19 protein-coding genes and 2 tRNA genes are annotated in these 25,582 nt (G+C 62.3%); 16 read left to right on the top strand and 5 right to left on the bottom strand.

The features are described 5' to 3' along the window. Positions 1 to 2: 2 nt before the first annotated feature. The 6 genes from ilvN (at position 3) to metG (ending at position 8,943) form a co-directional block, all read left to right on the top strand. A complete protein-coding gene (ilvN, locus tag ABIE18_RS10050) occupies positions 3 to 515 on the top strand; it encodes an acetolactate synthase small subunit (protein ID WP_216923893.1) in 513 nt (170 codons plus the stop codon). Positions 516 to 615: 100 nt separating this feature from the next. Continuing rightward, positions 616 to 1,641, top strand: a complete 1,026-nt coding sequence (gene ilvC / locus ABIE18_RS10055) for a ketol-acid reductoisomerase (RefSeq protein WP_263422329.1) — start codon at positions 616 to 618, stop codon at positions 1,639 to 1,641. 270 nt (positions 1,642 to 1,911) lie between these two features. Continuing rightward, a complete protein-coding gene (gene serA, locus ABIE18_RS10060) occupies positions 1,912 to 3,507 on the top strand; it encodes a phosphoglycerate dehydrogenase (protein ID WP_216923891.1) in 1,596 nt (531 codons plus the stop codon). A 210-nt stretch (positions 3,508 to 3,717) separates the two neighbouring features. Next, positions 3,718 to 6,528, top strand: coding sequence for an FtsX-like permease family protein (locus tag ABIE18_RS10065; RefSeq protein WP_499722553.1), 2,811 nt, complete (start codon positions 3,718 to 3,720; stop codon positions 6,526 to 6,528). Beyond that, positions 6,525 to 7,280, top strand: coding sequence for an ABC transporter ATP-binding protein (locus ABIE18_RS10070; RefSeq protein WP_499722554.1), 756 nt, complete (start codon positions 6,525 to 6,527; stop codon positions 7,278 to 7,280). Before ABIE18_RS10065 ends, ABIE18_RS10070 begins: the two co-directional genes overlap by 4 nt. A 103-nt stretch (positions 7,281 to 7,383) precedes the next feature. Further along, complete coding sequence (gene metG / locus ABIE18_RS10075) at positions 7,384 to 8,943, top strand: methionine--tRNA ligase (RefSeq protein WP_499722555.1); 1,560 nt, start codon at positions 7,384 to 7,386, stop codon at positions 8,941 to 8,943. 118 nt (positions 8,944 to 9,061) lie between these two features. Here the strand turns inward: metG and ABIE18_RS10080 are convergent, their stop codons facing one another. The 4 genes from ABIE18_RS10080 to ABIE18_RS10095 all read right to left on the bottom strand — a co-directional run bounded on the left by ABIE18_RS10080 (position 9,062) and on the right by ABIE18_RS10095 (position 14,333). Continuing rightward, entirely contained in the window at positions 9,062 to 11,527 is a 2,466-nt protein-coding gene (locus tag ABIE18_RS10080) for an ABC transporter permease (protein WP_499722557.1), read from the bottom strand. A gap of 3 nt (positions 11,528 to 11,530) precedes the next feature. Next, the gene (locus ABIE18_RS10085) at positions 11,531 to 12,325 is read right to left on the bottom strand and encodes an ABC transporter ATP-binding protein (protein ID WP_499722558.1); all 795 of its coding nucleotides are present in this window, start codon (positions 12,323 to 12,325) and stop codon (positions 11,531 to 11,533) included. 106 nt (positions 12,326 to 12,431) lie between these two features. Beyond that, entirely contained in the window at positions 12,432 to 13,145 is a 714-nt protein-coding gene (locus tag ABIE18_RS10090; protein ID WP_499722559.1) for a response regulator, read from the bottom strand. Positions 13,146 to 13,148: 3 nt separating this feature from the next. Beyond that, complete coding sequence (locus ABIE18_RS10095) at positions 13,149 to 14,333, bottom strand: sensor histidine kinase (protein WP_499722560.1); 1,185 nt, start codon at positions 14,331 to 14,333, stop codon at positions 13,149 to 13,151. Positions 14,334 to 14,456: 123 nt separating this feature from the next. Between ABIE18_RS10095 and ABIE18_RS10100 the strand changes: the two genes are divergently transcribed. From ABIE18_RS10100 to ABIE18_RS10145, 10 genes are all read left to right on the top strand, one after another. Next, on the top strand, positions 14,457 to 15,509 hold the full coding sequence (locus tag ABIE18_RS10100) for a 3-isopropylmalate dehydrogenase (protein ID WP_499722561.1): 1,053 nt from the start codon (positions 14,457 to 14,459) through the stop codon (positions 15,507 to 15,509). A gap of 117 nt (positions 15,510 to 15,626) precedes the next feature. Next, complete coding sequence (locus tag ABIE18_RS10105; protein ID WP_499722562.1) at positions 15,627 to 16,739, top strand: branched-chain amino acid aminotransferase; 1,113 nt, start codon at positions 15,627 to 15,629, stop codon at positions 16,737 to 16,739. Between the two features lie 296 nt (positions 16,740 to 17,035). Then, positions 17,036 to 17,836 (top strand): MBL fold metallo-hydrolase, encoded by an 801-nt coding sequence (locus tag ABIE18_RS10110; RefSeq protein ID WP_499722563.1) that lies wholly within the window; start codon positions 17,036 to 17,038, stop codon positions 17,834 to 17,836. Positions 17,837 to 17,875: 39 nt separating this feature from the next. Then, positions 17,876 to 18,652 (top strand): fumarylacetoacetate hydrolase family protein, encoded by a 777-nt coding sequence (locus tag ABIE18_RS10115; RefSeq protein ID WP_431115559.1) that lies wholly within the window; start codon positions 17,876 to 17,878, stop codon positions 18,650 to 18,652. Positions 18,653 to 18,773: 121 nt separating this feature from the next. Then, a complete protein-coding gene (gltX, locus tag ABIE18_RS10120) occupies positions 18,774 to 20,294 on the top strand; it encodes a glutamate--tRNA ligase (RefSeq protein ID WP_499722564.1) in 1,521 nt (506 codons plus the stop codon). A 12-nt stretch (positions 20,295 to 20,306) separates the two neighbouring features. Further along, positions 20,307 to 21,035, top strand: a complete 729-nt coding sequence (locus ABIE18_RS10125) for an HAD family hydrolase (RefSeq protein WP_431115557.1) — start codon at positions 20,307 to 20,309, stop codon at positions 21,033 to 21,035. 137 nt (positions 21,036 to 21,172) lie between these two features. Then, a tRNA-Gln gene (locus ABIE18_RS10130) sits at positions 21,173 to 21,244 on the top strand. 126 nt (positions 21,245 to 21,370) lie between these two features. Further along, a tRNA-Glu gene (locus tag ABIE18_RS10135) sits at positions 21,371 to 21,443 on the top strand. A 134-nt stretch (positions 21,444 to 21,577) separates the two neighbouring features. Further along, the gene (locus ABIE18_RS10140; RefSeq protein ID WP_499722565.1) at positions 21,578 to 23,416 is read left to right on the top strand and encodes a dynamin family protein; all 1,839 of its coding nucleotides are present in this window, start codon (positions 21,578 to 21,580) and stop codon (positions 23,414 to 23,416) included. Further along, on the top strand, positions 23,413 to 25,065 hold the full coding sequence (locus ABIE18_RS10145; RefSeq protein ID WP_499722567.1) for a GTPase: 1,653 nt from the start codon (positions 23,413 to 23,415) through the stop codon (positions 25,063 to 25,065). Before ABIE18_RS10140 ends, ABIE18_RS10145 begins: the two co-directional genes overlap by 4 nt. On the opposite strand, the gene ABIE18_RS10150 is transcribed toward ABIE18_RS10145, so the two are convergent. After that, positions 25,040 to 25,576 carry a DUF1697 domain-containing protein gene (locus tag ABIE18_RS10150; RefSeq protein WP_499722569.1) on the bottom strand — a complete coding sequence of 179 codons (537 nt, stop codon included), beginning with the start codon at positions 25,574 to 25,576 and terminating at the stop codon, positions 25,040 to 25,042. The two genes, ABIE18_RS10145 and ABIE18_RS10150, sit on opposite strands and share 26 nt — an antisense overlap. Between the last annotated feature and the right edge of the window lie 6 nt (positions 25,577 to 25,582).

The raw sequence follows: 25,582 nt of genomic DNA on the forward strand, positions 1-25,582 counted from the left end.
GCATGAGCCGCCACACACTGTCCGTTCTGGTCGAAGACAAGCCCGGCGTGCTGACCCGCGTAGCCAGCCTCTTCGCCCGGCGCGCGTTCAACATCAATTCACTGGCTGTGGGACCCACCGAGGTTCCCGGCATGTCCCGCATGACGGTCGTCGTCGATGCCGACGGCGACCTCATCGAGCAGGTCACCAAGCAGCTCAACAAGTTGATCAACGTGATCAAGATCGTTGAGCTGACTTCCGAATCTTCCGTACAACGCGACCACATCCTGGTCAAGGTACGTGCGGATGCCGCGACACGCCTGCAGGTCACCCAAGCTGCAGACCTGTTCCGTGCCGCCGTCGTCGACGTGTCTACAGACTCGTTGGTGATCGAGGCAACCGGTACCCCCGAGAAGCTCGCTGCACTGCTCTCAGTGCTCGAGCCGTTCGGCATCCGTGAAATCGTGCAGTCCGGCACCCTGGCCGTTGGACGGGGATCCCGCTCCATGAGTGACAGGGCGCTCCGCTCCGCGTAGGAAACAGGCATAGGCCGCGTCAGCATGCCATGCCGAGCGTTGCGTCCAGTACCGCAGCACCACATCAATATCCAGAAACCACTCAAGAGGAGTTACGCAAGTGACTGAAATGTTCTACGACGACGACGCAGACCTGTCGATCATCCAGGGCCGCAAGGTTGCCATCGTCGGCTACGGTTCCCAGGGCCACGCGCACGCACTGAACCTGCGCGATTCCGGCGTCGAGGTTGTTATCGCGCTGAAGGAAGGGTCGAAGTCGACCGCCAAGGCAGAGGACGCCGGCTTCACGGTCAAGAACGTTGCCGACGCCGCTGAATGGGCCGACGTCATCATGATCCTCGCGCCGGACCAGCACCAGCGCTCGATCTACAACGACTCCATCAAGGACAAGCTGACCGAAGGCAAGGCACTCGCTTTCGCCCACGGCTTCAACATCCGCTTCGGCTACATCGAGCCCCCTGCAGGCGTCGACGTCATCCTGATCGCTCCGAAGGCTCCTGGCCACACCGTGCGCCGCGAGTTCGAAGCCGGCCGCGGCATCCCGGACATCATCGCTGTTGAGCAGGACGCATCCGGTTCCGCTTGGGAGCTGGCCAAGTCCTACGCCAAGGCCATCGGTGGCACCCGCGCCGGTGTCATCAAGACCACCTTCACCGAAGAAACCGAAACGGACCTCTTCGGCGAACAGTCCGTCCTTTGTGGCGGCGTTTCCCAGCTGGTCCAGTACGGCTTCGAAACCCTCACCGAAGCCGGCTACCAGCCGCAGATTGCCTACTTCGAGGTCCTTCACGAGCTCAAGCTCATCGTTGACCTCATGTGGGAAGGTGGCATCGCCAAGCAGCGCTGGAGCGTCTCCGATACCGCAGAGTACGGCGACTACGTTTCCGGCCCCCGCGTCATCACTCCCGAGGTGAAGGAAAACATGAAGGCTGTCCTCGCGGACATCCAGAGTGGTGCCTTCGCCAAGCGCTTCATCGAGGACCAGGACAACGGCGCCGTCGAGTTCAAGGAACTGCGTGCCAAGGCAGAGCAGCACCCGATCGAAGAGGTTGGCCGCGAGCTGCGTTCCTTGTTCTCCTGGCAGCAGCAGGACCAGGACTACGTTGAAGGCTCCGCAGCCCGCTGACGTTTTGCCCAGTGCCTTAGGCACTGAAACCGACGCCCGTCCGGCGAACAAAGCCGGGCGGGCGTCGCTGTTTCGCAGCCGCTCCTCCAAACACAGCGTCCTGTGAAATTCTTCACAACAACCTCAACCGGGCCGTAACATCGTTCACCGGCACCGGAATCCCTGTCCAGGTTCGATATTCTGGGCTGGTCCCGGCGTCGTGTCCGGGCCCGGCGCATCCGCTCCTTGTCCAGTACTGTCCCAAAGTTGTCCAAAGTAAGGTGCCACCCCGTGTCAGCCACCAAACCCGTCGTCCTCCTCGCTGAGGAACTTTCACCCGCCACCGTCGAGGCATTGGGCCCGGACTTTGAAATCCGCCAAACCGACGGCGCCGACCGTTCCCAGCTGCTGTCCGCAATCGCCGACGTCGACGCAATCCTGGTTCGCTCGGCTACCCAGGTTGATGCCGAAGCCATTGCCGCTGCGAAGAACCTTAAGGTCATCGCCCGGGCCGGCGTGGGACTGGACAACGTGGACATCAAGTCCGCAACGCAGGCCGGTGTCATGGTCGTCAACGCACCGACGTCCAACATCGTTTCAGCAGCCGAGTTGACGGTCGGCCACATCCTGAGCCTCGCCCGCCACATTCCCCAGGCGAGCTCCGCGCTGAAGAACGGTGAGTGGAAGCGTTCCAAGTACACCGGCATCGAACTCTTCGAGAAGAAGATCGGCATCATCGGCCTCGGCCGTATCGGCGCCCTCGTGGCAGCCCGCCTTCAGGGTTTCGAAACCGAGATCCTGGCGTACGACCCCTACATCACGGCCGCTCGTGCCGCACAGCTCGGGGTCAAGCTGGTCACCCTGGATGAACTCCTGGAAAACTCCGACTTCATCACCATCCACATGCCCAAGACGCCCGAGACGGTGGGCATGCTTGGCGCCGACGCCTTCCGCAAGATGAAGGAAACAGCCTACGTCATCAACGTGGCCCGTGGCGGCCTGGTAGATGAGGAAGCGCTCTACATCGCCCTGAAGGAAGGCCAGATTGCCGGTGCCGGCGTGGATGTCTTCGTCAAGGAACCCAGCACGGATCTGCCTTTCTTCGAACTGGACAACGTGGTGGTCACCCCGCACCTGGGCGCATCCACGGACGAGGCCCAGGAAAAGGCCGGTGTCTCGGTGGCCAAGTCCGTACGCCTTGCCCTTGCCGGCGAGCTCGTGCCGGATGCCGTGAACGTCGCAGGCGGCGTAATCGCTCCGGACATTCGTCCGGGCATCCCGCTGATCGAAAAGCTCGGCCGGATCTTCACGGCGCTGACCCATGCCTCGCTGACCCAGATCGACGTCGAGGTTGCCGGCGAGATTGCCGCGCTGGACGTCAAGGTGCTTGAGCTCGCTGCCTTGAAGGGCGTCTTCGCCGATGTCGTCACGGAGCAGGTCTCCTACGTCAACGCCCCTGTCATCGCAGAGCAGCGCGGAATTAATACGCGCCTGATCACCACCCCGGACGCCGAGGACTACCGCAACGTCCTCACGATCCGTGGTGCGCTCAGCGACGGTTCCCAGATCTCCGTTGCCGGTACCTTGACCGGACCCAAGCAAGTGGAGAAGCTCGTTGGCGTCAACGGCTATGACGTGGAAATCCCCATCAGTGAGCACTTGGTGGTGGTGGCTTACGCGGACCGTCCCGGTGTCATTGGCACCATCGGCCACATCCTGGGCATGAACAACATCAATATCGGCGGCATGCAGGTTGCACGCCAGACCGAGGGGGGCCAGGTGCTTGCGCTCCTGACCATCGACAGTTCTGTTCCGCAGCAGGTACTGGAAGCCATCAAGGCGGGCATTGGCGCCGACATGGTCCGCGAGGTGGACCTGGAGGACTAGGACTGCTCCTCATCAGCCAAGTTCGCGTGCCGGGGACACACCACTGACACGCAACGGTGGTCGGTCTGCTTACAATGGCTTGGTCCGGGATTCGGACCCGGCAGCAGGCCGGCCACTACTTTTTGCACATAAAGCCCGGAATTCCTTTGTGTTTTTCAAGGATTCACGGAGCATGTGTGCGCGCCCGCAATCAAGGTCCCAGGGAGCCCAATGAACGCCGTCCAAAGGTTCATCAGAAGCCGTGTGCTGCTGCTGACCGCGGCCATTTTGATCGTCGCGATGTGCTTGTCCGTCCTAGTCCAGAGCCAGTCACAGGCCGCTCTGAACAGGACTGTGGATGAGAACTCGCGGGGACTCTACGACATCCTGGTCCAGGCAAAGCCGGACCCCTCACAGGACGGGGACGGCGGTGCACTGATCCAGCCGGAAATCGCCAATGGGCAGGGCGGCATCAGCTTTGAGCAGCTGGAGAAAATCCGCACCATGGGCCAGACGGCAGTCGCTGCTCCCATCAGCCTCGTTTCGCGGGTTTCGCAGAACCTCGAGGCTCCGCGCCTCAATGCCATGGACTACCTGGGGTACAACGCCGGCCTTGCCGGTGGCATAACCGCAGGGGACCCCTCGGCCATGGACTCCAGCAAGTGGCCCGCAGCTGAATCCGTTTTGTCCGATACGCCCAAGAAGTACCGGCTGACGGCCTCCGCCACAAGCTCCGATGGCGTCAACCAGCAAACCCTTTTCAAGACGAGCGCCGAAGGGACCCTGGGCAAGGGCCGTCTGATCAAGGAACAGGCTGCCGGTGGTACGAATGTCCGGATCGCGGGTCCCGACGGCGAGACCGGGATTAAGTTCCCCGCTCCAGCACTCGGCTCGGAGCACAACCTCTTCAATCTTTCGGTGGCGCTTCCACTGGGGCCGGAGGTGACTGAGTCTGTCGTCGCCGTCGATCCTGCCTCCGAGAGGGCGCTGTTGGGCTCCGCAGGTGATTTCCTTGCACCCTTGGAGAAGGCTCCGCCAGCGGACGCCCGCAATGCAGGCGCTATTGGCCGGCATTTCGAAAGTCTCTTCACCAGCGGCCTCAGCATGAACCAGCTTGAAGAAGGACCCGATTTCCTCGGTGTGAAGCTGAAGTACTGGGCCCCCTTGATGACGCAGTACCAGCAGGCAAAGCGTGACGGACTGCTGACTGATGATTCCCAGGCCATTCCGCTGATTGTTCGCTCGGGAACGTCCCTGGATTTGAAGTACTCGGTCAAGATCGAGGAAATCGACAACAACGGCAAAGTAGTCAAGGATGTCGGCACTGTAACGCGGTCCCTGGACAAGGATTACCTGCCGTTCGTTTCCAAGGCCCCATTTGCCCTTGAATGGCCGGGCTCAACTGACCACAGCCAGCTCCTGGGCAGTACTGCCTCCTTCAGCCAAGGGCTTTACAACCCGGCGACCTGGAGCACTGCGTTTGCTGCAGCCCCGAAGTACAAGGAGGGCGACGAAGCCTCCAACGGTGCTTCGGAGAAGACTGCAACGCCGGGGGACTGGGTCACAGTCAACCGCCTTCCGGAAAAGTCGTCCTTCGGCGCAGCCGTGGACCAGACCCAGCGCAAGCCTGTGGATGAGCGCTCCTACCGGGAAGACCTCGAAACCGGAAAAAAGCCCGCGACTCCCATGCCGATGGTGTACGGCACGTTTAATCCGGCAGACGTTCAGGCCGCAGCCGGTGACGTCAACAAGCTCCCATTGGGCGGCTATGACCCGGCTCCCTTGACACTGAGCAAGGACGCCGAGGGCAAGGACGCCAATGGCACTGTCCTGAAGCCATCACTGAGCGCCACAGGTCTGGTCAGCCAGTCGGCCGGCGCCATCACTGACTATTACGGCCTGGCCGCAGCCCGTGGCTATGACACCAACGCCGACGTCATCGACGCCATCCGTGTCCGCGCCAACGCCACTGGAACGTGGAAGCAGGCCCAGCCGGACGTTGAAAAGCTGGCTGCCCAGATCCGCGAACTGGGCCTTGAAGCGACCGTGGTGGCGGGTTCCGCCCGCGAAGACGCCAATATCTTCGTCCCCGGGTACAGCAAGGACGACGCCGGCAAGGAATCTCCGCTGGGCACTGTCCAGCAGTCCTGGGTTCGGCAGGACGCGGCTGACGCCGTTTCGGGTTCGCTGACAGGGACAAACATCACCCTGCTCTTCCTGACGCTTCTTGGCGCCACGCTCCTGACTGGTGCCTCGACGGTCAGCTACATCCGGCAGCGCCGGAGCGAAGCAGGAATCCTGAGGGCAATGGGCTGGACGCAGAAGCGCGTCAGGTCCTGGGTGCTCGAAGAGTTCGCCGTGGGCGCGGCCGCCTTGGCCGCGGCAGGGATTATTTTGAGCCTGCTCAGTTGGAACCTTGCCACTGTGATCGTCTCAGTGACCATGCTCATCATCTACGTGGGCGCTGCGTTGCTGGCTGCCCAGCAGCTGCGTCACCGCGTGGAGGTAGACCAGGAACCCCAGCATGATGAACGCCTCGTCACTGTTGATTCGCCCTTGACGTTCGCCAACAGGCAGCTCACTACCAACCGTTTCAACTCTGTCTCACTGGCCGTGGCCGTAGGCGTCTTCGGTGCCGCAGTGGGGGCCTTGATCGCACTGTTGATCGACATCCCCCGGGCAGCAGGAGCCAGTGCCTTGAGTGGGCTGGCCGCCGCGAGCATCGCTTTGCCCAGCGTGATCCTCGCTGTGTTTGGCGTGGTTGTGGGTCTGCTGCTCACACTCGTGACCGGGCGGTTCGAGCTTCACGCCAAGCGCGAGTATCTGGGCACTTTGCGTGCCATGGGCTGGAACCCGGACATGCTGGGCCAGGTCCGCTTCTTTGAAAATGCACTTGTCGGCACCGTGGCGCTTCCCTTGGGCGTCCTTGGTGCCCTTGGACTGGGGCTGCTCCTTGCTCCGTACGCAGCACTCTGGGCCGGACTGGCCGGGCTGCTGGCCGTAATTTGCTGGATTCCGATTGCAACGAAAGTAGTCAAATGACTGACAACCTCAAACCCGAGCTGACGGCGACCCCGGAATCCACGGACGAGTCGCTGCAGACACGTGCCAACACCATCATCCGGGCATCCGACCACGCCACACCCTTGGAGCTCAGCCGCGTCACCATCCATTACGGCGGAGACAAGGGCGGCGCCGAGGAAGTCGACGTCGTGGATGACTTCAACCTAACCCTGCACGCGGGCGAGATGCATTGCATCGCCGGCCGAAGCGGCTCGGGCAAGACCAGTATCCTGACCGTCAGCGCCGGGCTGACCCTGCCGACGTCGGGCACCGTGTTTTGGGAAGGCCAGTCCTTGGCGTCCATGGGCGACGACGAGATTGCCGACCGGCGCCGTGCCTTGATTGGCTACGTCGATCAGGGCGGCGCCTTGATCGACGGCATGAGCGCCCTCGAGAACGTGCTGCTGCCCGCCGTGCCGGATGGAGAAGTGGAACAGCGCACGGAGATGGCCAAGGACCTCCTGGACCTGGTGGGCCTCGGACGCCGCATGCGGCACCGTCCCGCCCAGCTTTCCGGCGGTGAGCGCCAGCGTGTGGCAATCGCGAGGGCCCTGATCCTGGGCACCCGCGTCCTGGTGGTGGATGAGCCTACTGCCAGCTTGGACCGTGCTGCAGCCAACCGCATCATCGGCATCCTGAAGGACACCACGAGCGATGGCATCGCTGTGCTCGTGGCTTCACACGACCACGAACTGGTCCGGCTCAGCGATACGCTGACCGAACTGAACTAGTCCGCACGACTGCTCCTTCGCCGGGATATCCGGCACAGACCGGACCGGCTGTCCTTTGCGGCCGGTCCAGTCATTCCATCCGAAAAAAAGGTAACTTCTTAGAGTGACGTCTGCAGAGAAATCCCCGTTCTACATCACCACGGCTATCAGCTACCCCAATGGCGTGCCGCACATCGGACACGCCTACGAGGTCATCGCGACTGATGCCATGGCGCGCTTCAAGCGCCTCGACGGCCATGAGGTGTTCTTCATGACCGGCACGGACGAGCACGGGCTCAAGATGCAGCAGTCGGCCGAGAAGGAAGGCATTACGGCCAAGCAGCTCGCGGATCGCAACTCGGCGGCGTTCAAGCAGATGAGCCAGGATCTGGGAATTTCCCATGACCGTTTCATTCGCACCACGGACCCGGACCACTACACGGCGTCGCAAGCCATCTGGAAGAAGATGGAAGCGAACGGTGACATCTACCTGTCCAAGTACGAGGGCTGGTACTCGGTCCGGGACGAAGCGTATTACGTTGAGGACGATACCGTCGTCAAGGAAGACGGCCTCCGCTACTCGAAAGAGACGGATACCCTCGTCACCTGGACAGCTGAGGAGAGCTACTTCTTCCGCTTGTCCGCTTACCAGGAGAAGCTCCTGGCCCTCTATGAGGCACAGCCTGAGTTTGGTGCGCCGCAGTCCCGGTTCAACGAGGTCATCAGCTTTGTGAAGCGCGGACTTGAGGATCTCTCCATCAGCCGTACTACTTTCGACTGGGGTGTCCCTGTTCCGGGCGATGAGAAGCACGTCATGTACGTCTGGGTGGATGCCTTGACGAATTACCTCACCGGTGCCGGATACCCGGACGTCGAGTCCGAGTCCTTCAGGAAATTCTGGCCAGCCGATGTCCACGTTATCGGCAAGGACATTTCCCGCTTCCATGCGATCTACTGGCCGGCCTTCCTCATGAGCGCAGGGCTCGCATTGCCCAAGCGCGTCATGATCCACGGCTTCCTGACCAACAACGGCGTGAAGATGTCCAAGTCCCTGGGCAATGTTGTCGCCCCACAGGACTTCGTGGCGCAGTACGGGCTGGACCAGTGCCGGTTCTTCTTCCTCCGGGAAGTCCCCTTTGGCGCCGATGGCAGCTACAACCATGAGGCAATCGTGGGCCGCATGAATTCGGACCTGGCCAACAACTTTGGCAATCTTGCCCAGCGTTCGTTGTCCATGGTGGCGAAGAACTGTGAAGGCAAGGTTCCTGTCCCCGGAGAGTTCACGGCCGGGGACAATGCCTTGCTCGCCAAGGCCGGAGAATTGCTGACTACCGCCCGGGGCGCCTTTGACAAGCAGGAGTTCAGCCGCGCCCTGGAGGCTATCTGGACAGTGCTGGGCGACACCAACGCCTACTTCGCCGATCAGGCCCCGTGGGTGCTGCGGAAGACCGACGTCGAGCGGATGAATACCGTGCTGTACGTCACCCTGGAAGTTGTCCGCATCGTGGCGATCCTCGCCCAGCCGGTGATGCCTTCCTCGTCCGCCAAGCTCCTTGAGGTGCTCGGACAGCCCGAAGGCGATGCCAGGCAGTTTGCTGCCATCGCCACGCCGATCGTTCCGGGAACTGAGCTTCCGGCTCCGGCGCCGATCTTCCCGCGCTACGAGGAACCGGCGGAAGCGTAGGCACCATTCGCTCTCGCACATAACTGCCCTAAAACAGAAATGCTCTCTCACATCCTCCCGTTCAGCGGCAGGAAGTGAGAGAGCATTTCTCATATGGCAGGACGATGAGAGAGAGCGATTAGGCCGTGGCCAGACCCTCCACAGGGGACAGCCGCGCTGCACGATGGGCAGGAATCACGGAGGCCAGCAAACCCGCCACCACAGCCACGCCGAATACCGTTGCGAGCTGCAGCCACGGAACCGCCGGAACAACATCAGCCACACCACCAAGAGCGGCTTGGGCGCCGAGCCAACCATAGGCGATGCCGATGCCTGCACCGAGGACTGCGGCCACACCGGCTACGAGCACGGCCTCGATCGCGAGCATTCCCCGGAGTTGACCCTTCGTCAAGCCCAGTGCCCTCAGCAAGGAGTTCTCCCGCGTTCGTTCAAGGACGGAGAGGGACAACGTGTTCGCCACACCGATCAGGGCAATCACCACTGCCACGCCCAGCAAGCCTGTGACCACCAGCAACAGGACGTCGATGATGCTGTTAAAGGTCACGCGCTCGATTGCAGCTCCGCTGACAGTGCGTTCCTGCACGCCCAAGGCTGCGGCCACTTCCTTTTGAATGGCTTGGACACGTTCAGCCGATACCGAGTCGTCCAGTTTCACCCACACCATGCCGGGCATTTCCGGCAAGGCACTGGACGGGATGCTGGAGGTCTCAACGAAAGGTGGGATGTGACGCGTCCGCAGGACCTTGGCATCCAGCGATACGGGACCGGCCGCCGTCGAGATCTTCGCGGCTCCGCCTGTGGAGTCCTCGGGCAGGTAGACGGTACCGGGGCCTGGCTGCAATGTGCTGTCCCGCAGCACATATGCGGCATTGGCTGCGGATAGTGAATAGACGGTATTTCCACCCTCAGGCGTGGCCTCGGCAAGGGTACCGACAGCCGGGAGGAGGACTGCGGCATGCACGCCGTCGATTGCCTTGATACGGGAGACAGCGGCATCGCCGGAGCCGCTGGCACCAGCCGCGGTCATCGCTGCAAGGTCCACCGGATAGTTCTCTGCGAGGGTATCGTCGAAAGCTTGCCGTGAGGTTGCGGCGCCGGTCATCATCAGGGACACCAGGGTGACGCCAATCAGCAAGGCCGCGGCGGTAGCCGACGTACGGGCGGGATTGCGCGTGGCGTTGACTGCAGCCAGCTTCCCCGGAACACCCACAGGTGCGGCCAAGCGTCCAGCCAAGGCGACTACCGTGGGAATGAACAGCGTTGAGCACAGCAGGATCCCAATAAAGGAGAGGGCTCCACCGAGCAAGGCAATCAGCAGCGAGACGGTGGTGCTGCCGAAAATCAGCAGTGACACGCCCCCGAGGAGTGCCACCAGGCCCAGAACCAAGCGGACCTTGCCGCGCCGGTTGCCAACAGCAGCGTCATCGGCAGGTCTTAGGGCAGCCAGGGGAGCCACCGCGGTAGCAGCTTTGGCGGGGACCAGGGCTGCAATGACTGTCAGCAGCGTTCCGGCCACAAGGCCGGCGATGATTGCCGACGGCGGTACGGCCAGGGTGGCAAAAGCCTGCTCAGGCTGTGTCTTCGCCCAGGCGATGAGCCCGTACATGAGGCCGGTTGCGGCAACCACGCCCAGCACGGAGGAAATGAATCCAACCACCAGTGCCTCCAGCATGACCGATCTGCGGATCTGTGACCGTCCCGCGCCGAGGCACCGAAGAAGCGCCAGTTCCCTTGTTCGCTGGGCTACCAGCACGGAGAACGTATTGGCCACCACCAGAGTCGAGACGAGGATAGCGACGCCGGCAAAGGCGAGCAGTACCACTGTGAGTTGGTCCTGACCGGCGCTCAGCATGGCGACCGTGGATGTGACCTTCTCCTGCGCGGTTTCCAGGATGGGGGCATCGGCACCTGCCGCTTCCATGCGGTGCGCGATGTACTCCTTCGCTGCGGAGACGTCTTCGCCGGGTTGGAGGATGAATTGCAGTCCCGAATATCCTGCTCCGGCATCCTGCACCGCGTTCAGGACAGACTCTGAAGCGACAAGCTGGGCCGCCGAGGACGAGAAGGGATCATTCGTGGCCTGAATCAGGCCGATAACTTTCACCTTGGCGTTCTTGACGGGTCCGGCACCGTGCAGCTCAAGCGAACTTCCAACGGTGAGTCCGAGATGCTCTGCGGTCTTGACGTCGACGACGGCTTCGAAGGGCTGCGACGGCATGGAACCTGAGGACAAGACTGCGCCCTCCAGGGATGACGGCGCCACATTCCGGAGCCTGCCCTGCTGCTCACCACCACCGGCCACAAACGTCACGTAGGTGGATCGCTCGGCATATTGCTCCTTGACTGCCGGCGCGGACGTCGCGGCATCCACCGCGGCCTGGCTGAAGGCCTCACCGTTCTTGGATGCAGCAATAAGATCCGCGTTCCGGTAGGCCTCGCCGATACTGGCGCCTAGTGAAGCATTCGTGCTCGCGCCCACCATAAGCGTGGCGGAGAGGAACATAACGGACAGCATCACGGCGAGCCCGATTGCGACGAATCGCCGGAAGTGCGTCGTCAATTGGGAGAGAGCTACGCGCAGCATGCCTTAAGCCCCGAGCTTTCCGAGAGCCGTCAAAACTGATTCCGCTGTGGGCTCCTGGATCTCGCCTACCAGGCCACCGTCGCTCATCAGCACCACGCGGTCGGCATAGCTTGCGGCGACGGGGTCATGGGTCACCATGATGATGGTCTGGCCCATCTCCTGGCTGCTGCGACGCAGGAGCGCAAGCACTTCGCCGCCGGCTCTGGAGTCCAGGTTGCCGGTCGGCTCGTCGCCAAACACGACGTCGGGACGCGTCAGTAGCGCTCGGGCTACGGCGACACGCTGCTGTTGTCCGCCGGACAACTCGTGGGGTCGGTGCTTCAACCGGTCCTTCAACCCGAGGGTGCTCACTACGCTATCCAGCCACCCGGCGTCGGCGGTTGTTCCCGCCAAAGCGAGCGGCAGCGTGATGTTCTGCTCCGCTGTAAGTGTGGGCACCAGATTGAAGGCCTGGAACACGAAGCCAATGCGCTCGCGTCGAAGGGCGGTGAGCTGGCGGTCGTTGAGCCCGGTGAGCTCTGTGCCGCCCAGGACGATCCGTCCGGAGTCCGCCGTATCAAGGCCGGCGAGGCAATGCATGAGCGTGGATTTGCCCGATCCGGAAGGTCCCATGATTGCGGTGAATTTGCCGGCGTCGAAGCCCACGGATACCTCGTTCAGGGCCATGACGCGTGTATCGCCGCGTCCATAGCCCTTTGTCAGCGCGAAAGCTTCAACCGCTGTGCGTGGCCTGGCTGCATCGGATTCAGCGGGTCCGCCGTTACCTGTTGGATGGGGGAGAGGCGTGAAAGTTGTCATGATTTCACGCTATGTGCCAGGAACGCGCCGCTGGATCCGGCCAGGGACCCATTCCGGGCAAGGTCAGCTCATACCGTGGTCTGAGACCGGGGCTTAACGTAACGCGCTAGCTTCCTGGGGCGACCACGCCTGTCTCATAGGCGATGACCACCACCTGCACGCGGTCCCGGGCTCCAAGCTTGGCCAGAATGTGGCCGACGTGGGTCTTGACCGTGGCCTCTGACAGAAACAGCCCTGCGGCTATCTCCGGATTCGACTGGCCCTGGGCGATCAGCTGGAAGACCTCGCGTTCACGGGCGGTGAGGCGTTCGACCGCGGCGGCGTGCCCGCTTTGTTCCGATGTCTGCTTTCTGAGCAGCGGAGCCACATGGTCCAGTAATCTCCGCGTAGTGGATGGGGCAATGACGGCGTCGCCACGGTAGACGGTCCGGATGGCCTCCAGGAGTTCCTCTGGCGGAGCGTCTTTGAGCAGGAATCCGCTGGCGCCGGCCTGGATTGCAGCCAAAGCATATTCGTCGAGGTCGAAGGTGGTGAGGACCACGATTTTGACCTCCGCCCGCTGGGAGCCCGAGGGCTGCGTGGCCGCCTGTTCCAAAATGCGCCTGGTGGCTTCGATGCCGTCCATACCGGGCATGCGCACATCCATCAGGACCACATCTGCCGTGGTGGCGCTGAGGGCCTGGATTGCCTCGATTCCGTTGCCTGCCTCTGCCACTACCTGGAGATCGGCTTGGGAATTGATCAGCATGCCAAACCCGGAGCGGACCAATTGCTGGTCATCGACGAGCGCCACCCGGATGGGTGCGGCGAGTTCGGGCATGGCTCAGGCCTCCGAATAGGGAATGAAAGCGGACACACGGAAACCGCCGCCCTGCAAGGGTCCTGCGGTCAAGGAACCATCGTAGAGGGAGATGCGCTCGACCATGCCCCGGAGCCCGTTTCCCCCACCTGCGGCGGGCGGATCAGCTGCGGCGCCCCGACCGTCGTCGACGACGTTCAGCTCTACACCGCGACTCTGCCACGTTAGCGTCACACTCGCCCTGGCGTGGGGTCCCGCGTGCTTCATGACGTTGGTGAGCGCTTCCTGGATGATCCGGTAGGCAGTGAGTTCGGCCCCGGCCGGAAGTGCCCGGCGAGCCATGCCAAGCTGTTCGAAGGAGATCTGCAGCCTGGCAGCGCGGAAACCCAGAAGCAGTTCATCGAGATCGGAAAGCCCCGGTTGGGGCCTTGTCGGTGCGTCCTCATCCGAGCGCAGCACCCCGAGCAGCCTTCGCATCTCACCGAGGGAATCCCGGCCCGTCGCGGCGATGGTGGCCAGCGCTTCGGTGGCCAATTCCGGCTTTGCGGCGGCTGCGTACCGGGCGCCATCGGCCTGGGTGATGATGACGGACAGGGAATGCGCCACGATGTCGTGCATTTCCCGGGCGATGTGGGAGCGTTCATCAGCGGCGGCCAGCTGGCGCTCCTGTTGTTGTTCGATTTCAAGGCGTCGGGTCCGGTCCTCAAGGGCCTGGAGCTGGAGCCGACGTACGCGGGTAAGGTCGCCGAGCGTCCAACTGACAAGCACCAGCATCCAGATAAGGACTGTGTAGAGGGCCCCGATGGTGAGGCCCATGATGCCGGACTCCGCGGGGCTTGAGTATTCGCGCGTGGTGAGCATGACGCCGCCCAGCAAACCAAGCAACAGGACCGTCCGGCTCGCCCATGCAGGTCCATAGGCCGCCGTGGCGTAGATGACCAGCGGAACCGCGATTTGGCCAGCCACCGGTTCTGCGCCCACCGCCCACTGGATCAGGCACACCAAAACCACGACGGCGGCCGCGACCACGGGACGCGTCCGTCGCCAGGCGAGCGGCAACAGCAGGCCGCAGGAGATGAAAAAGAGCAACGGGCGGTCGGCCACCAGATAGACAGGTCCGAACAAGAGGACCAGCAGGCACGTTGCCGCCATATCTACCTTGAAGCGGTTGATCCGGAACCATTCGTATATCGCGTGCCTTCTGTCCACGGTACGACTCTATGTGCTGGGTTTGGGCCCGGGCGTCATGCCCTGGTCTGATTCGCCCTTGTTGCCTGTTCGAAGAGTGAGACGATTTTGACCAGCATGTGGATTGCTTGGCTAGATAGACCTATGAGTGCATCGTCCATCAATCTCGCTGTCATCCCCGGCGACGGCATTGGCCCCGAGGTCATTGCCGAAGCCGTCAAGGTCCTCGAAAAGGCTGTCGCCGCCGAAGGTGTGGCCCTTGAGCAGACCCACTACAAGCTCGGTGCACAGCACTGGCTTGAAACGGGCGAGACCCTGCCGGACGAGGTCCTTGCAGACCTCCGCACCCGCGATGCCATTCTCTTTGGTGCCGTAGGAGCCGCCCCGGGCGACACCAGGATTCCCTCCGGCATCATCGAGCGCGAGATGCTGCTCAAGCTCCGCTTCAGCCTGGACCACTACGTGAACCTGCGTCCTTCCCGCTTGTACGGAGCCGTCGGGAGCCCGTTGGCAAACCCCGGCATCATCGATTTCATTGTTGTCCGCGAAGGCACCGAGGGTCCCTACGTCGGCAATGGCGGCACCCTGCGCGGCGGAACCCCGCACGAGGTTGCCACCGAAGTCTCCCTTAATACTGCCCATGGCGTGGAGCGCGTGGTGCGGGATGCATTCCGCCGCGCCAGCGAACGTCCCCGCAAGCACGTCACCCTTGTCCACAAGCACAACGTCCTGGTCTTCGCCGGACACTTGTGGAAGCGCACCGTTGAAGCAGTGGCCCAGGAATTCCCCGAGGTCACGCACGACTACCTCCACATCGATGCTGCGACCATCTTCATGGTTACCGATCCCTCCCGCTTCGATGTCATCGTCACCGACAACCTTTTCGGCGACATCCTGACCGACCTCGCAGCTGCCGTAACGGGTGGCATCGGCCTGGCGGCGTCGGGCAACATCAACATGGACCGCACAGCACCCTCCATGTTCGAACCCGTCCACGGCTCAGCACCGGATATCGCCGGACAGCAGAAAGCCGATCCCACCGCGGCCATCCTCTCCGCAGTGCTTCTCCTGGACCACCTTGGCTACACCACGGCGGCCCGCAAGATCGAGGCGGCAGTGGTCGCCGACGTCGAAGGCCGCACCGGCGAGCCGCGCACTACTGCGGCGATCGGCGATGCCATTGCGGCGGCACTTTAGGCCCATTTCTCAGGCGTAAGCTTGTCTTGAATTATTTACCTGCTTCCCTGGTCCACCGCTGAACCGCTTCCTCCGGGACCCGTTTCGCGCTACCAGGTAGCTGACTGTGGAGGAAACATGACTCAGACTGCCCACGGCGTCGAATTCAGCCAGCAGCTTTCGGAAACCCCGAAGTCTGCTGAGGAGCGTGCAGCCGTCCTGGCGAACCCAGGCTTTGGCGATTACTTCACCGACCACACCGCCGTCGTTGACTACAAAGTTGACGCCGATGGCAATGGCGGTTGGCAGAACGCCCGGATCGAGCCCTACGGACCTATCTCCCTGGATCCTTCGGCCGCAGTCCTGCACTATGGCCAGGAGATCTTTGAGGGCCTGAAGGCATACCGCCACGCTGACGGTTCCGTATGGACCTTCCGCCCCGAAGCGAACGCCGCGCGCCTGAACAAATCGGCCCGCCGCTTGGCTCTCCCGGAGCTGCCCGAGGAATACTTCCTTGGTGCTATCCGCGAGCTCGTGCAGGCTGACAAGGAATGGGTTCCTTCCGGCGACGGTGAAGCCCTGTACCTGCGCCCGTTCATGATCGCCACCGAGGCCTTCCTCGGTGTGCGGGCCGCCCGGGAAGTATCCTTCCGCGTCATTGCCTCTCCCGCTGGTAACTACTTCGGTGGCGAACTGAAGCCCGTTTCCATCTGGATTTCCCGCGAGTATGCACGCGCGGGCCGCGGTGGAACAGGTGCAGCCAAGTGCGGTGGCAACTACGCCGCCTCCCTGATCGCGCAGCAGGAAGCCGAAGCAAACGGCTGCAAGCAGGTACTTTTCCTGGACCATTTCAATGATGACGCTGTGGAAGAACTCGGTGGCATGAACGTCTTCTTCGTCATGAAGGACGGCTCGCTCGTTACGCCCGCACTGACCGGCACCATCCTGGAGGGCGTGACCCGTTCTTCCGTCATCCAGGTTGCCAAAGACATGGGCCGCGAGGTTTCCGAGCGAAAGATCACACTCGACGAGTGGCGCGAGGGAGTTGCTTCAGGCGAAATCGCTGAAGTCTTCGCTTGCGGTACGGCAGCGGTGATCACGCCGATCGGTGTCCTCAAGGACGCCACGGAATTCATCGGATCCGAGAACGCAAAGGCTGGCGAAACCACTATGGCCATCCGCCGGCAACTCCTGGGAATCCAGACCGGTACCGTCGAGGACACCCACGGCTGGCTGACCCGCCTGGTCTAGTACCGCATAACTGAAGCGAACGACGGCGGCCCTTCTGCTTGGTGACAAGCGGAAGGGCCGCCGTTGCCATGCCCCGATCTTCTCTCACATCCTGACCGTTTGGCGGGAACGTTCTGTCACATCCTGACCGTTTGGCGGGAACGTTCTGTCACATCCTGACGGGGGTGACATCAAAGGCGCGGGCCGCCGTCGGTTCAAATGAGAGAGGATCGGTGGAAAGTGCCCGGGATGTGAGAGAACGTGGGTGGATAAGGCCCCGGATGTGAGAGAGGATCGGAAGTGGTGCAAGATGGACCGTGACTTCCAACGACTCACCTGCCGGCGACCACACCTCTGCACTGCAGCGAAGCAGCAGCCTCACCCGCTTCCGGCTGGCACCAAACCCGGGCCCGATGAGCCTGGACGGCACCAACTCGTACGTCATCGGCGCCGCCGATTCCGGCCACGTCGCCGTCGTGGATCCGGGCCCGGAAGACGAAGGGCACTTGGCTGAGCTGGCAGCGTCCGGCGTGGTGGATGTTGTGCTTATTACGCACCGGCACGCTGACCACACAGCAGCGTCCGCCAGGTTCCATGAACTGACAGGCGCTCCCGTCAGGGCTGCCGCCGCGGAGTACTGCCACGGCGGCGAACCTCTCGTGGACGGCGAGGTCCTGCATGCCGGCGGCGTGGAGATCCGTGTCCTGGCAACCCCTGGCCACACGTCGGATTCCTTGTGCTTCCATCTCCCCGCAGACGGCCCCACAGGCTCCGTTCTGACGGGTGACACGATCCTCGGCCGTGGCACCACGGTACTGGACTACCCCGATGGCCGCTTGGGCGATTACCTTGCCAGTCTGGACCGGCTCGAATCCGTTGGCCCGGCTACGCTCCTTCCCGCCCATGGCCCGGTGCTCGCTGCCCTGGATGCGAAATGCCGGGAGTACCGCGAACATCGCCAGCAGCGGCTCGACCAGATCAGGGCTGTGCTGGCACAGCTCGGCCAGGACGCGCCGATTGCCGCAGTCACTGATGCGGTGTATCCCGACGTCGACCCTTCAGTCAGGTGGGCAGCTGAGACGTCGGTTGCGGCGCAGTTGGACTACCTTCGAAGCTAGCGCGCAAACGCCCAAGCACTGGACGGTAGGCTTGAGCCCATGCGTATCGCCCGGTTTGTAGTTGATTCTGATCCCCTTTATGGCGTTGTTGAAGGCGAGCCCGGCAGTGAGGAAATCACTGTCATCCACGGCGATCCCTTCTTCAATGGCGTCGAACGTACCCACGTGAAGCACAAGCTTGAGGATGTGCGGCTCCTTGCCCCGATCATTCCGCGCAGTAAGGTGATCGGCGTTGGGCGTAACTTTGCCGAGCATGCTGCGGAGCTGGGCAACGAGGTTCCGCAGCATCCATTGCTCTTCCTCAAGCCGAACACCTCCGTCATCGGGCCAAACGATCCGATCGTCCTCCCGGAGTTCTCCGATGAAGTCTCCTTCGAAGCGGAGCTTTGCGTCATCATCGGCCGTATCTGCAAGGACGTCCCCGAGGAACGTGCCGACGACGTCATTTTTGGTTACACCTGCGGAAACGACCTCACAGCCCGGGACGTCCAGAAAACCGATCTTCAGTGGGCCCGCGCCAAGGGCTTTGACACCTCCGCTCCGCTGGGCCCGTGGATCGAAACCGATCTCGACCACGAGGACTTGTCCATCCAGGGCCGGCTCAACGGTGAACTCCGTCAGGACGGCAGCACCAGCCAGATGATCCGGGGCGTACGCGAGCTCGTCTCGATCGTTTCGCACGCGTTCACCCTGCTTCCAGGCGACGTCATCATGACGGGAACCCCGGCCGGTGTCGGCCTGGTCAGCGAGGGCGACCGCTTCGAAGTTGAGATCGAAGGCATCGGCCGCTTGTCCAACCCGGTGGTTCGCCGCTAGCGGCCGGGCCAGAGCATAAGGCCCGACGGCGGCACGAGCCTTTCGTACGGAAGGCGCGGGCCGCCGTCGAGCCTTTCCGACGGGGAACCGGGCGGATATCAAGCGGTAAAGTTGAAGCACTATGACTACTGCTTCTGCGTCCAGCCCTGCCTCCAGCGCCATCCCTGCCGTCAACGCCGAGACTCCAGTCCGCGTCCGCTTCTGCCCGTCGCCCACGGGAACGCCGCACGTTGGCCTGATCCGCACCGCCCTGTTCAACTGGGCCTACGCGCGCCATACCGGTGGCAAGCTGATCTTCCGCATTGAGGACACGGACTCTGCCCGCGACAGCGAGGAGAGCTACCACCAGCTGCTGGATGCCCTCAAATGGCTCGGCATCGACTGGGATGAGGGTGTCGAGGTAGGCGGACCGCACGAGCCATACCGCCAGTCACAGCGCGGAGATATCTACCAGGACGTCATCGCCAAGCTCAAGGCCGGGGGACACGTCTACGAGTCCTACTCCACTCCGGACGAGATCGAAGCCCGCCACCGGGCAGCTGGCCGCGACCCGAAACTTGGCTATGACGGCTTCGACCGCCACCTGACCGAGGAACAGCTTGCCCAGTTCAAGGCCGAAGGCCGCGAAGCCGTGCTGCGTCTCCGCATGCCGGATGAGGACCTGACCTTCAAGGACCTCGTCCGCGGCGAGATCACGTTCAAGGCCGGTTCCGTGCCTGACTTCGCGGTTGTGCGTGCCAATGGTGCTCCGCTGTACACGCTGGTGAACCCGGTGGACGATGCCCTCATGGGCATCACGCACGTGCTTCGCGGGGAAGACCTCCTGAGCTCCACCCCCCGGCAGATTGCGCTGTATCGGGCGCTCTACGCCATCGGCGTGGCGGAGTACATGCCGGAGTTCGGTCACCTGCCCTACGTCATGGGCCAGGGAAACAAGAAGCTTTCCAAGCGGGATCCGGAATCCAGCCTCTTCCTGCACCGCGAGCGTGGCTTCATCCCTGAAGGCCTGCTCAACTACCTTTCCCTGCTGGGCTGGTCACTGAGCGCGGACGAGGACATCTTCACCGTGGAGCAGCTTGTGGCCAACTTCGACATCCACGATGTCCTGGGTAACCCTGCGCGCTTCGACCTCAAGAAAGCCGAGGCCATCAACGGGACCCATGTGCGCCTGCTCGAGCCGGAGGATTTCAAGCAGCGGCTCGTTCCGTACCTCCGTGCCGCAGGCTTCGTGGGGGAGATCCTGACCGCCCGGCAGGAGGAGATCCTCGCGGAGGCGGCTCCGCTGGTTCAGGAACGTATCACCCTGTTGGGCGAGGCTCCTGAGATGTTGGCCTTCCTGTTCAAGGCCGACGACGCGATCGATGTTGCTGACGACGCCCGTAAGGGTCTCCCGGAGAACCTGCAGGAAGTGCTTGACGCGGCACTTGCTGCGTTGGAGCCCATAGAGGATTGGACCGCTGAGAACATTCAGACGGCACTCAAGCAGGCATTGGTCGAGGACCTTGGCATCAAGCCCCGCGCTGCCTTTGGGCCGGTGCGCACCGCCATTTCAGGCCGACGTATTTCTCCGCCGCTGTTCGAGTCAATGGTGATCCTGGGTAAGGATTCCTCGTTGGCCCGCGTTCGCGCGTTCCGAGGCTAGGCGGCAACGGTCATGGCCATTGCAAGCTCCTTTGGAACTATCCGCGGTGTTCTGTTCGACATCGACGACACCTTGGTGGACCTTGAGTACGCCATGACAACGGCTCTGCGTGATGTCAGCGAACATCTCCTGCCCGGCCTTGACCAGGCCGGGTGGGTGAAGTTCGGCCGTATCTTCACCCACGAAACAACGCATTTCTATGACCGCTACCTTGCTGGCGAACTGACCTTCAATGAGCAGCGCCTTTTGAGGGGCCGGGCAGCCTTGGGCCACTTTGGCGTGGAGCTCGGAGACGGTGAGGAATCGCAGTCATGGGTTGCTGAGTACCATCAGCGGCAGACTGCCTACGTGCGCGCTTTCGACGACGTTGCCGGTGTGCTCGATGCGCTCGACGATGCCGACATTCCGTATGGCGCTGTCAGCAATAACGTTCATGACTACCAACGGGCCAAGTTGGATGGGGCGGGCTTGTCCAGGATCAAGATCCTCGTAGGAACGGATACGGTGGGCGTGCCGAAGCCGGATCCTGCCATCTACCTGGAGGGCGTGCGACTGCTGGGGACAGAACCCGGCGAAACTCTCTACGTCGGGGACAACCGGCTTCTTGACGCGGACGGCGCAACGGCGGCCGGCCTGATTGGCGTGTGGCTCAACAGGACCGGGGAAGAGGTCGAAGAGTTCGCCGGGCGTCAGGTGGATTCGTTGTCGAGACTGCTGATTAAGGCACCCTCCGCAGCCTGACATCCATGTGATGCAGGTAACGGGCTCGCGATTTGTGCAGGTGGCAAGACTCCGGTAGAGTCATTACTCGTGCTGAGGGGCACGGAGGGAAAAGCCAAGGGAAACCACGGCGACGAACTCCGGTCCGAAAGCCACTTTGGGATATGGTGTAATTGGCAACACTACGGTTTCTGGTACCGTCATTCTAGGTTCGAGTCCTGGTATCCCAGCTCTGAAATTTCGCTCGATTGCAGCGGAAAATCGGAATTCCACATCGCTTAGACGATTTGGAAGAGAGCTGAAAGTATGAAATACTCATTCAGCTTGTTCGCCGGAAACGGTGACGAAAAGTGCAAGGCCCCATCGTATAGCGGCCTAGTACGCCGCCCTCTCACGGCGGTAACGCGGGTTCGAATCCCGCTGGGGTCACAAACAATTCCCCCGGAACTTCGGTTCCGGGGGAGTTCTTGGTTTAAGCGCATTTCCGGTCACGAGCCGACATTCCGGGGTAGCGGCCAAAATGTGGGGGTAGGGCCCCGACATTCCCTCCAACCACGCTCCTGATGACCCGCCGACAGTCTTTGGGCTGGCATGATGATGCTGTGACCGCACATGAAGAGCCGCCAAGAGCAGGGATCAGTCCTGTCACCAATAAAGCCCAGGCTGATGCTGTCAACACCCTTGAAACGGCCCGCAGCGAACTAGCCGGCATCGCCTTGCCTCTCGCCCTGCCCGACGCCGAACTCGGGCGCCGCTTGATCAGGGAGACCCTTGCGCAGCTCGACGACTATGTGATTCCGCGATACCGCAGCCTGGACGCTCCACTGCTGGCCGTCGTCGGAGGTTCCACTGGTGCCGGTAAGTCGACGCTGGTTAATGCGCTGGTAGGCTACCCCGTTACACGTGCCGGGGCTATTAGACCCACAACGCGCCAGCCGATCCTCCTCCACCATCCGCAGGATGCGGAGTGGTTTGAGGGCCAGCGCATACTTCCCAACCTGGAGCGGATCAGGGCCAGCGTCTCAGCGGACCCGTTGCGTGCACATCAAGCCGGGATCGCACCGGATGCCCAGGCGATAACGTCCCTGATGCTCGTGGGGCACGACCATGTGCCCCAAGGCCTGGCGATTCTGGATGCGCCGGACGTCGACTCCATTTCCGATAACAACCGGAGGCTGGCAGGTCAACTGCTCGCCGCAGCGGACCTTTGGGTGTTCGTCACCACGGCAAACAGATACGCCGACGCCGTCCCTTGGCGCCTGCTCCTGGATGCGGCTTCGCGGGACATCACGGTCGCCGTGGTACTGGATCGCGTGCCACCGGCAGCGGAGGAAGAAGTCAGGACGGACCTCAAGGCGATGTTGGATCGTCAGGGCCTGGCTGCTGCAGAACTCTTCGTGGTGCAGGAAAGTGGTTTGGACGATTTGGGAATGCTGCCGCCCGAAGCTGTCAGCGGATTGAGGCTTTGGCTTGCCAGCCTTGCCGCTGATGCGGCCGGACGAGCGGACGTTGCAAGGCGTACGCTCAACGGTGCCATCAAAGCAGTGAGCGCCCGGTTTGAAGCTATTGCAGCTGCGGCTGCGGCCCAGGATGCTGCGGCCCGTGAGCTGCGCTCCGTCTGCGTTCACGAATACGACGACGCCCTGCTGCGCATTCTGGAAGCAACCAAGGACGGTGCACTGCTCCGCGGGGAGGTGCTGGCACGATGGCAGGATTTTGTGGGCACGGGTGAATTCTTCCGTGCACTGGAGCAGAACATAGGGCGTATGCGGGACCGGATGGGAGCATTCTTCAGAGGTGAACCCGCCCCGGCTGTGAAAGTCGAGACCGCGATCGAGACAGGTCTGCAAGCCGTGATTCTTGATGAGGCCGCCAATGCCGCAGAAAACGTCGACAGGCGCTGGCGCTCGGATACGGCAGGCCGCCAACTCCTGGGTGCCGCAGATCTTTCAGGGACCAGTCCCGGCTTTGACGCGAAAGCCGCTGCCTCCATCCGCTCCTGGCAGGAGGGACTCATGGAACTGATCCGCACCCAAGGTCAGGAAAAACGCACGCAGGCCCGTTGGCTCTCCTTTGGCGTGAACGGGCTTGGCGCAGCGCTGATGGTGGTGGTTTTCTCCATGACTGCCGGTTTGACCGGATTGGAGATAGGCATTGCCGGTGGAACGGCTGTGGTGGGCCAGAAGCTGCTTGAAGCTGTCTTCGGTGAGGATGCCGTCCGTCGGCTGGCCCAACAGGCCAGGGCCGATCTCCAGACGTCCTGCCAACGCCTTCTTGAGGAAGAACGGGACAGGTTCCTCGGCCGGCTGGAGGCCACGGGTCTGGACGCTGGCACCGTCCATAGCGATATGGACCTCGCCCGCCATGCCAAGGCACTCCGTCGCCTGGCAGGGGCGGCATGAGCCGGCACAGCCAGATCCGGGAATCGTCCCAACTCCAGCGGCGGCTCGAGGCGCTCAACACGGCACGGGAGCTGGCCGAGGGAGTGCTGCCCGAGCAGGAACTGCAATCCGTATATGAGGTTCTTGAGCGGGCCACGTCCAGGCGCTCCTTGTCGGCAGGACACACGGTGGTGGGCTTTTTCGGGGCCACAGGAAGTGGCAAGTCATCTTTGTTCAATGCCGTTTCCAGCAGCAATCTCGCAACCGCGGCAGCCCGTCGACCCACGACGTCCGCGCCGTTGGCAGGAATTTGGGGCGAGGAAGGAAGTGGACCGCTGCTGGACTGGCTCGGAGTGCAGGAGCGGCACAACCTGCCTGGGCTCCCGGGCCTGGCTACTGCGGAGAGCGGCCTGATCCTGCTGGACCTTCCCGACTTCGACTCAACGAAAGTGGAGAACCGGGAGGTAGTCCAGCGCATGGTCGGGATGGTGGACGTCCTGGTCTGGGTGCTGGACCCGCAGAAGTATGCAGATGCCGCCGTGCACAACGACTTCCTGCGCCCGATGGCTTCCCATGGAGCAGTCACGCTTGTTGTCTTGAACCAAATAGACAAGCTCAATGACGCCGACACCGCTGATGTGCTTCATTCCCTGAAAGGAATCCTGGAGCGCGACGGTCTGGATGACGTTCTGGTCCTGGGCGCCTCGGCACTGACTGGCGAAGGCATCGATGCCGTCCGTGGTGCCATCCGGGACGTCGTGATCCAGCGGGAGGCCACCACAAAACGCCTGGCTGCCGATGTCTCCAAGGCTGCCGCCGAACTGTCCCAGGTTTCAGGTGCAGGCGAGGCTCGCGGCATCAAGGCAAACACCAAGGCTAAACTCGCCAATGAATTGTCGACGGCGGCCAACGTACCTGTGGTGGTTGATGCGGTAGCGCGATCCTTCAAGCGGGAATCGGCACGGAGGACGGGATGGCCCGTAACGCGCTGGTTGCTGCGCTTCCGGCCTGATCCCCTGCGGAGGCTGAACCTGGGCAGGCAGGACGCCAGGCCCGAGCTCAACCGGACTTCCTTGCCGGCAGCAGGCGCCCCCGAACGTGCGAGGACAGACGCCGCGGTGCGTGATTTTGTGGATGAGGCTTCGGAAGGCGCTCCTGGCCCGTGGCGGGCGTCCATCCGTAGTGTGGCCAGGGAAGGCCGCGAGCAACTGCCGGATGCCCTGGACCAAGCCATCGCCGGGACGGATCTCAAAACATCAAAACGCCCGTTCTGGTGGTTGTTGTTCAACTCACTTCAATGGATCGCACTTCTCCTGGCAGTCGGTGGCCTTGGTTGGCTTGGGGTCCTGGCCACGCTCGGCTATTTCCAAATGCCCGTTCCGGAGGTGCCCAGGACTGAGGGTTGGCCGTGGCCTGCGTTGATGGTGGCCTGCGGAGTGGTTCTGGGGATTGTTCTGGCCATCTTCGGCAGAATCATCGGCGGCTGGTCCGCGCGCCTGCGCGCCAAAGGCGTGGCCAAAAGACTGAAAGCCGCAATAGCAGGCGTAGCTGCGCAGCGCATTGTGGAACCGGTGGAGGTGGAGATTACCCGTTTGGGTGCTTTCAACGCGGCATTAAAAACCGCGCGCGGGGATAGGGATACACCTAGAGATCGGCCGCAGCGTCCTTGACCTTGATCAGGGTCCGAAGGTTCCGCGTTGTGGTGCTGGCCTTGTACCGTGGTTTGGCGGAGAGTTTACTGAAGGGACTATCCAACGTGCCTCCAGCGGGTGATAGCCAAGCGGAAGCTTCCGGTCCAAGCCTCACTTGCTCCACGCCACCAAGGGCCTCTCCGGTCTCAAAGAGTTCGTCCAGCATGGCTTTGTCGGAGGTGAGCGTGATGTAGCTGTGCGTGGCCTTGTCATCGGCAGGGTACGGGCAGGCTTCCACGAGTTCGGCCACCCGCGAAGAAGTGAGGACAACAACCCAGGCGTCGTAGCCGAAGGATTCACGCAGGCACTTTTCGAACTGGGCCTTTACATCCTTGATGCTCAAATCACTCTTCAGGACAACGTTTCCACTCGCCAGAAGCGTCTTGACGTCAGAGAATGGGTAGCCCTTAAGCGCTGATTTCAGGTCGGCCATTTTGATGTTGATCCCGCTGACGTTGATGCCCCTGAGGAATACTGCGTAGGTGGTCATGGACGT

Source organism: Arthrobacter sp. 2762, from assembly GCF_040548745.1.
Taxonomy (GTDB): domain Bacteria; phylum Actinomycetota; class Actinomycetes; order Actinomycetales; family Micrococcaceae; genus Arthrobacter.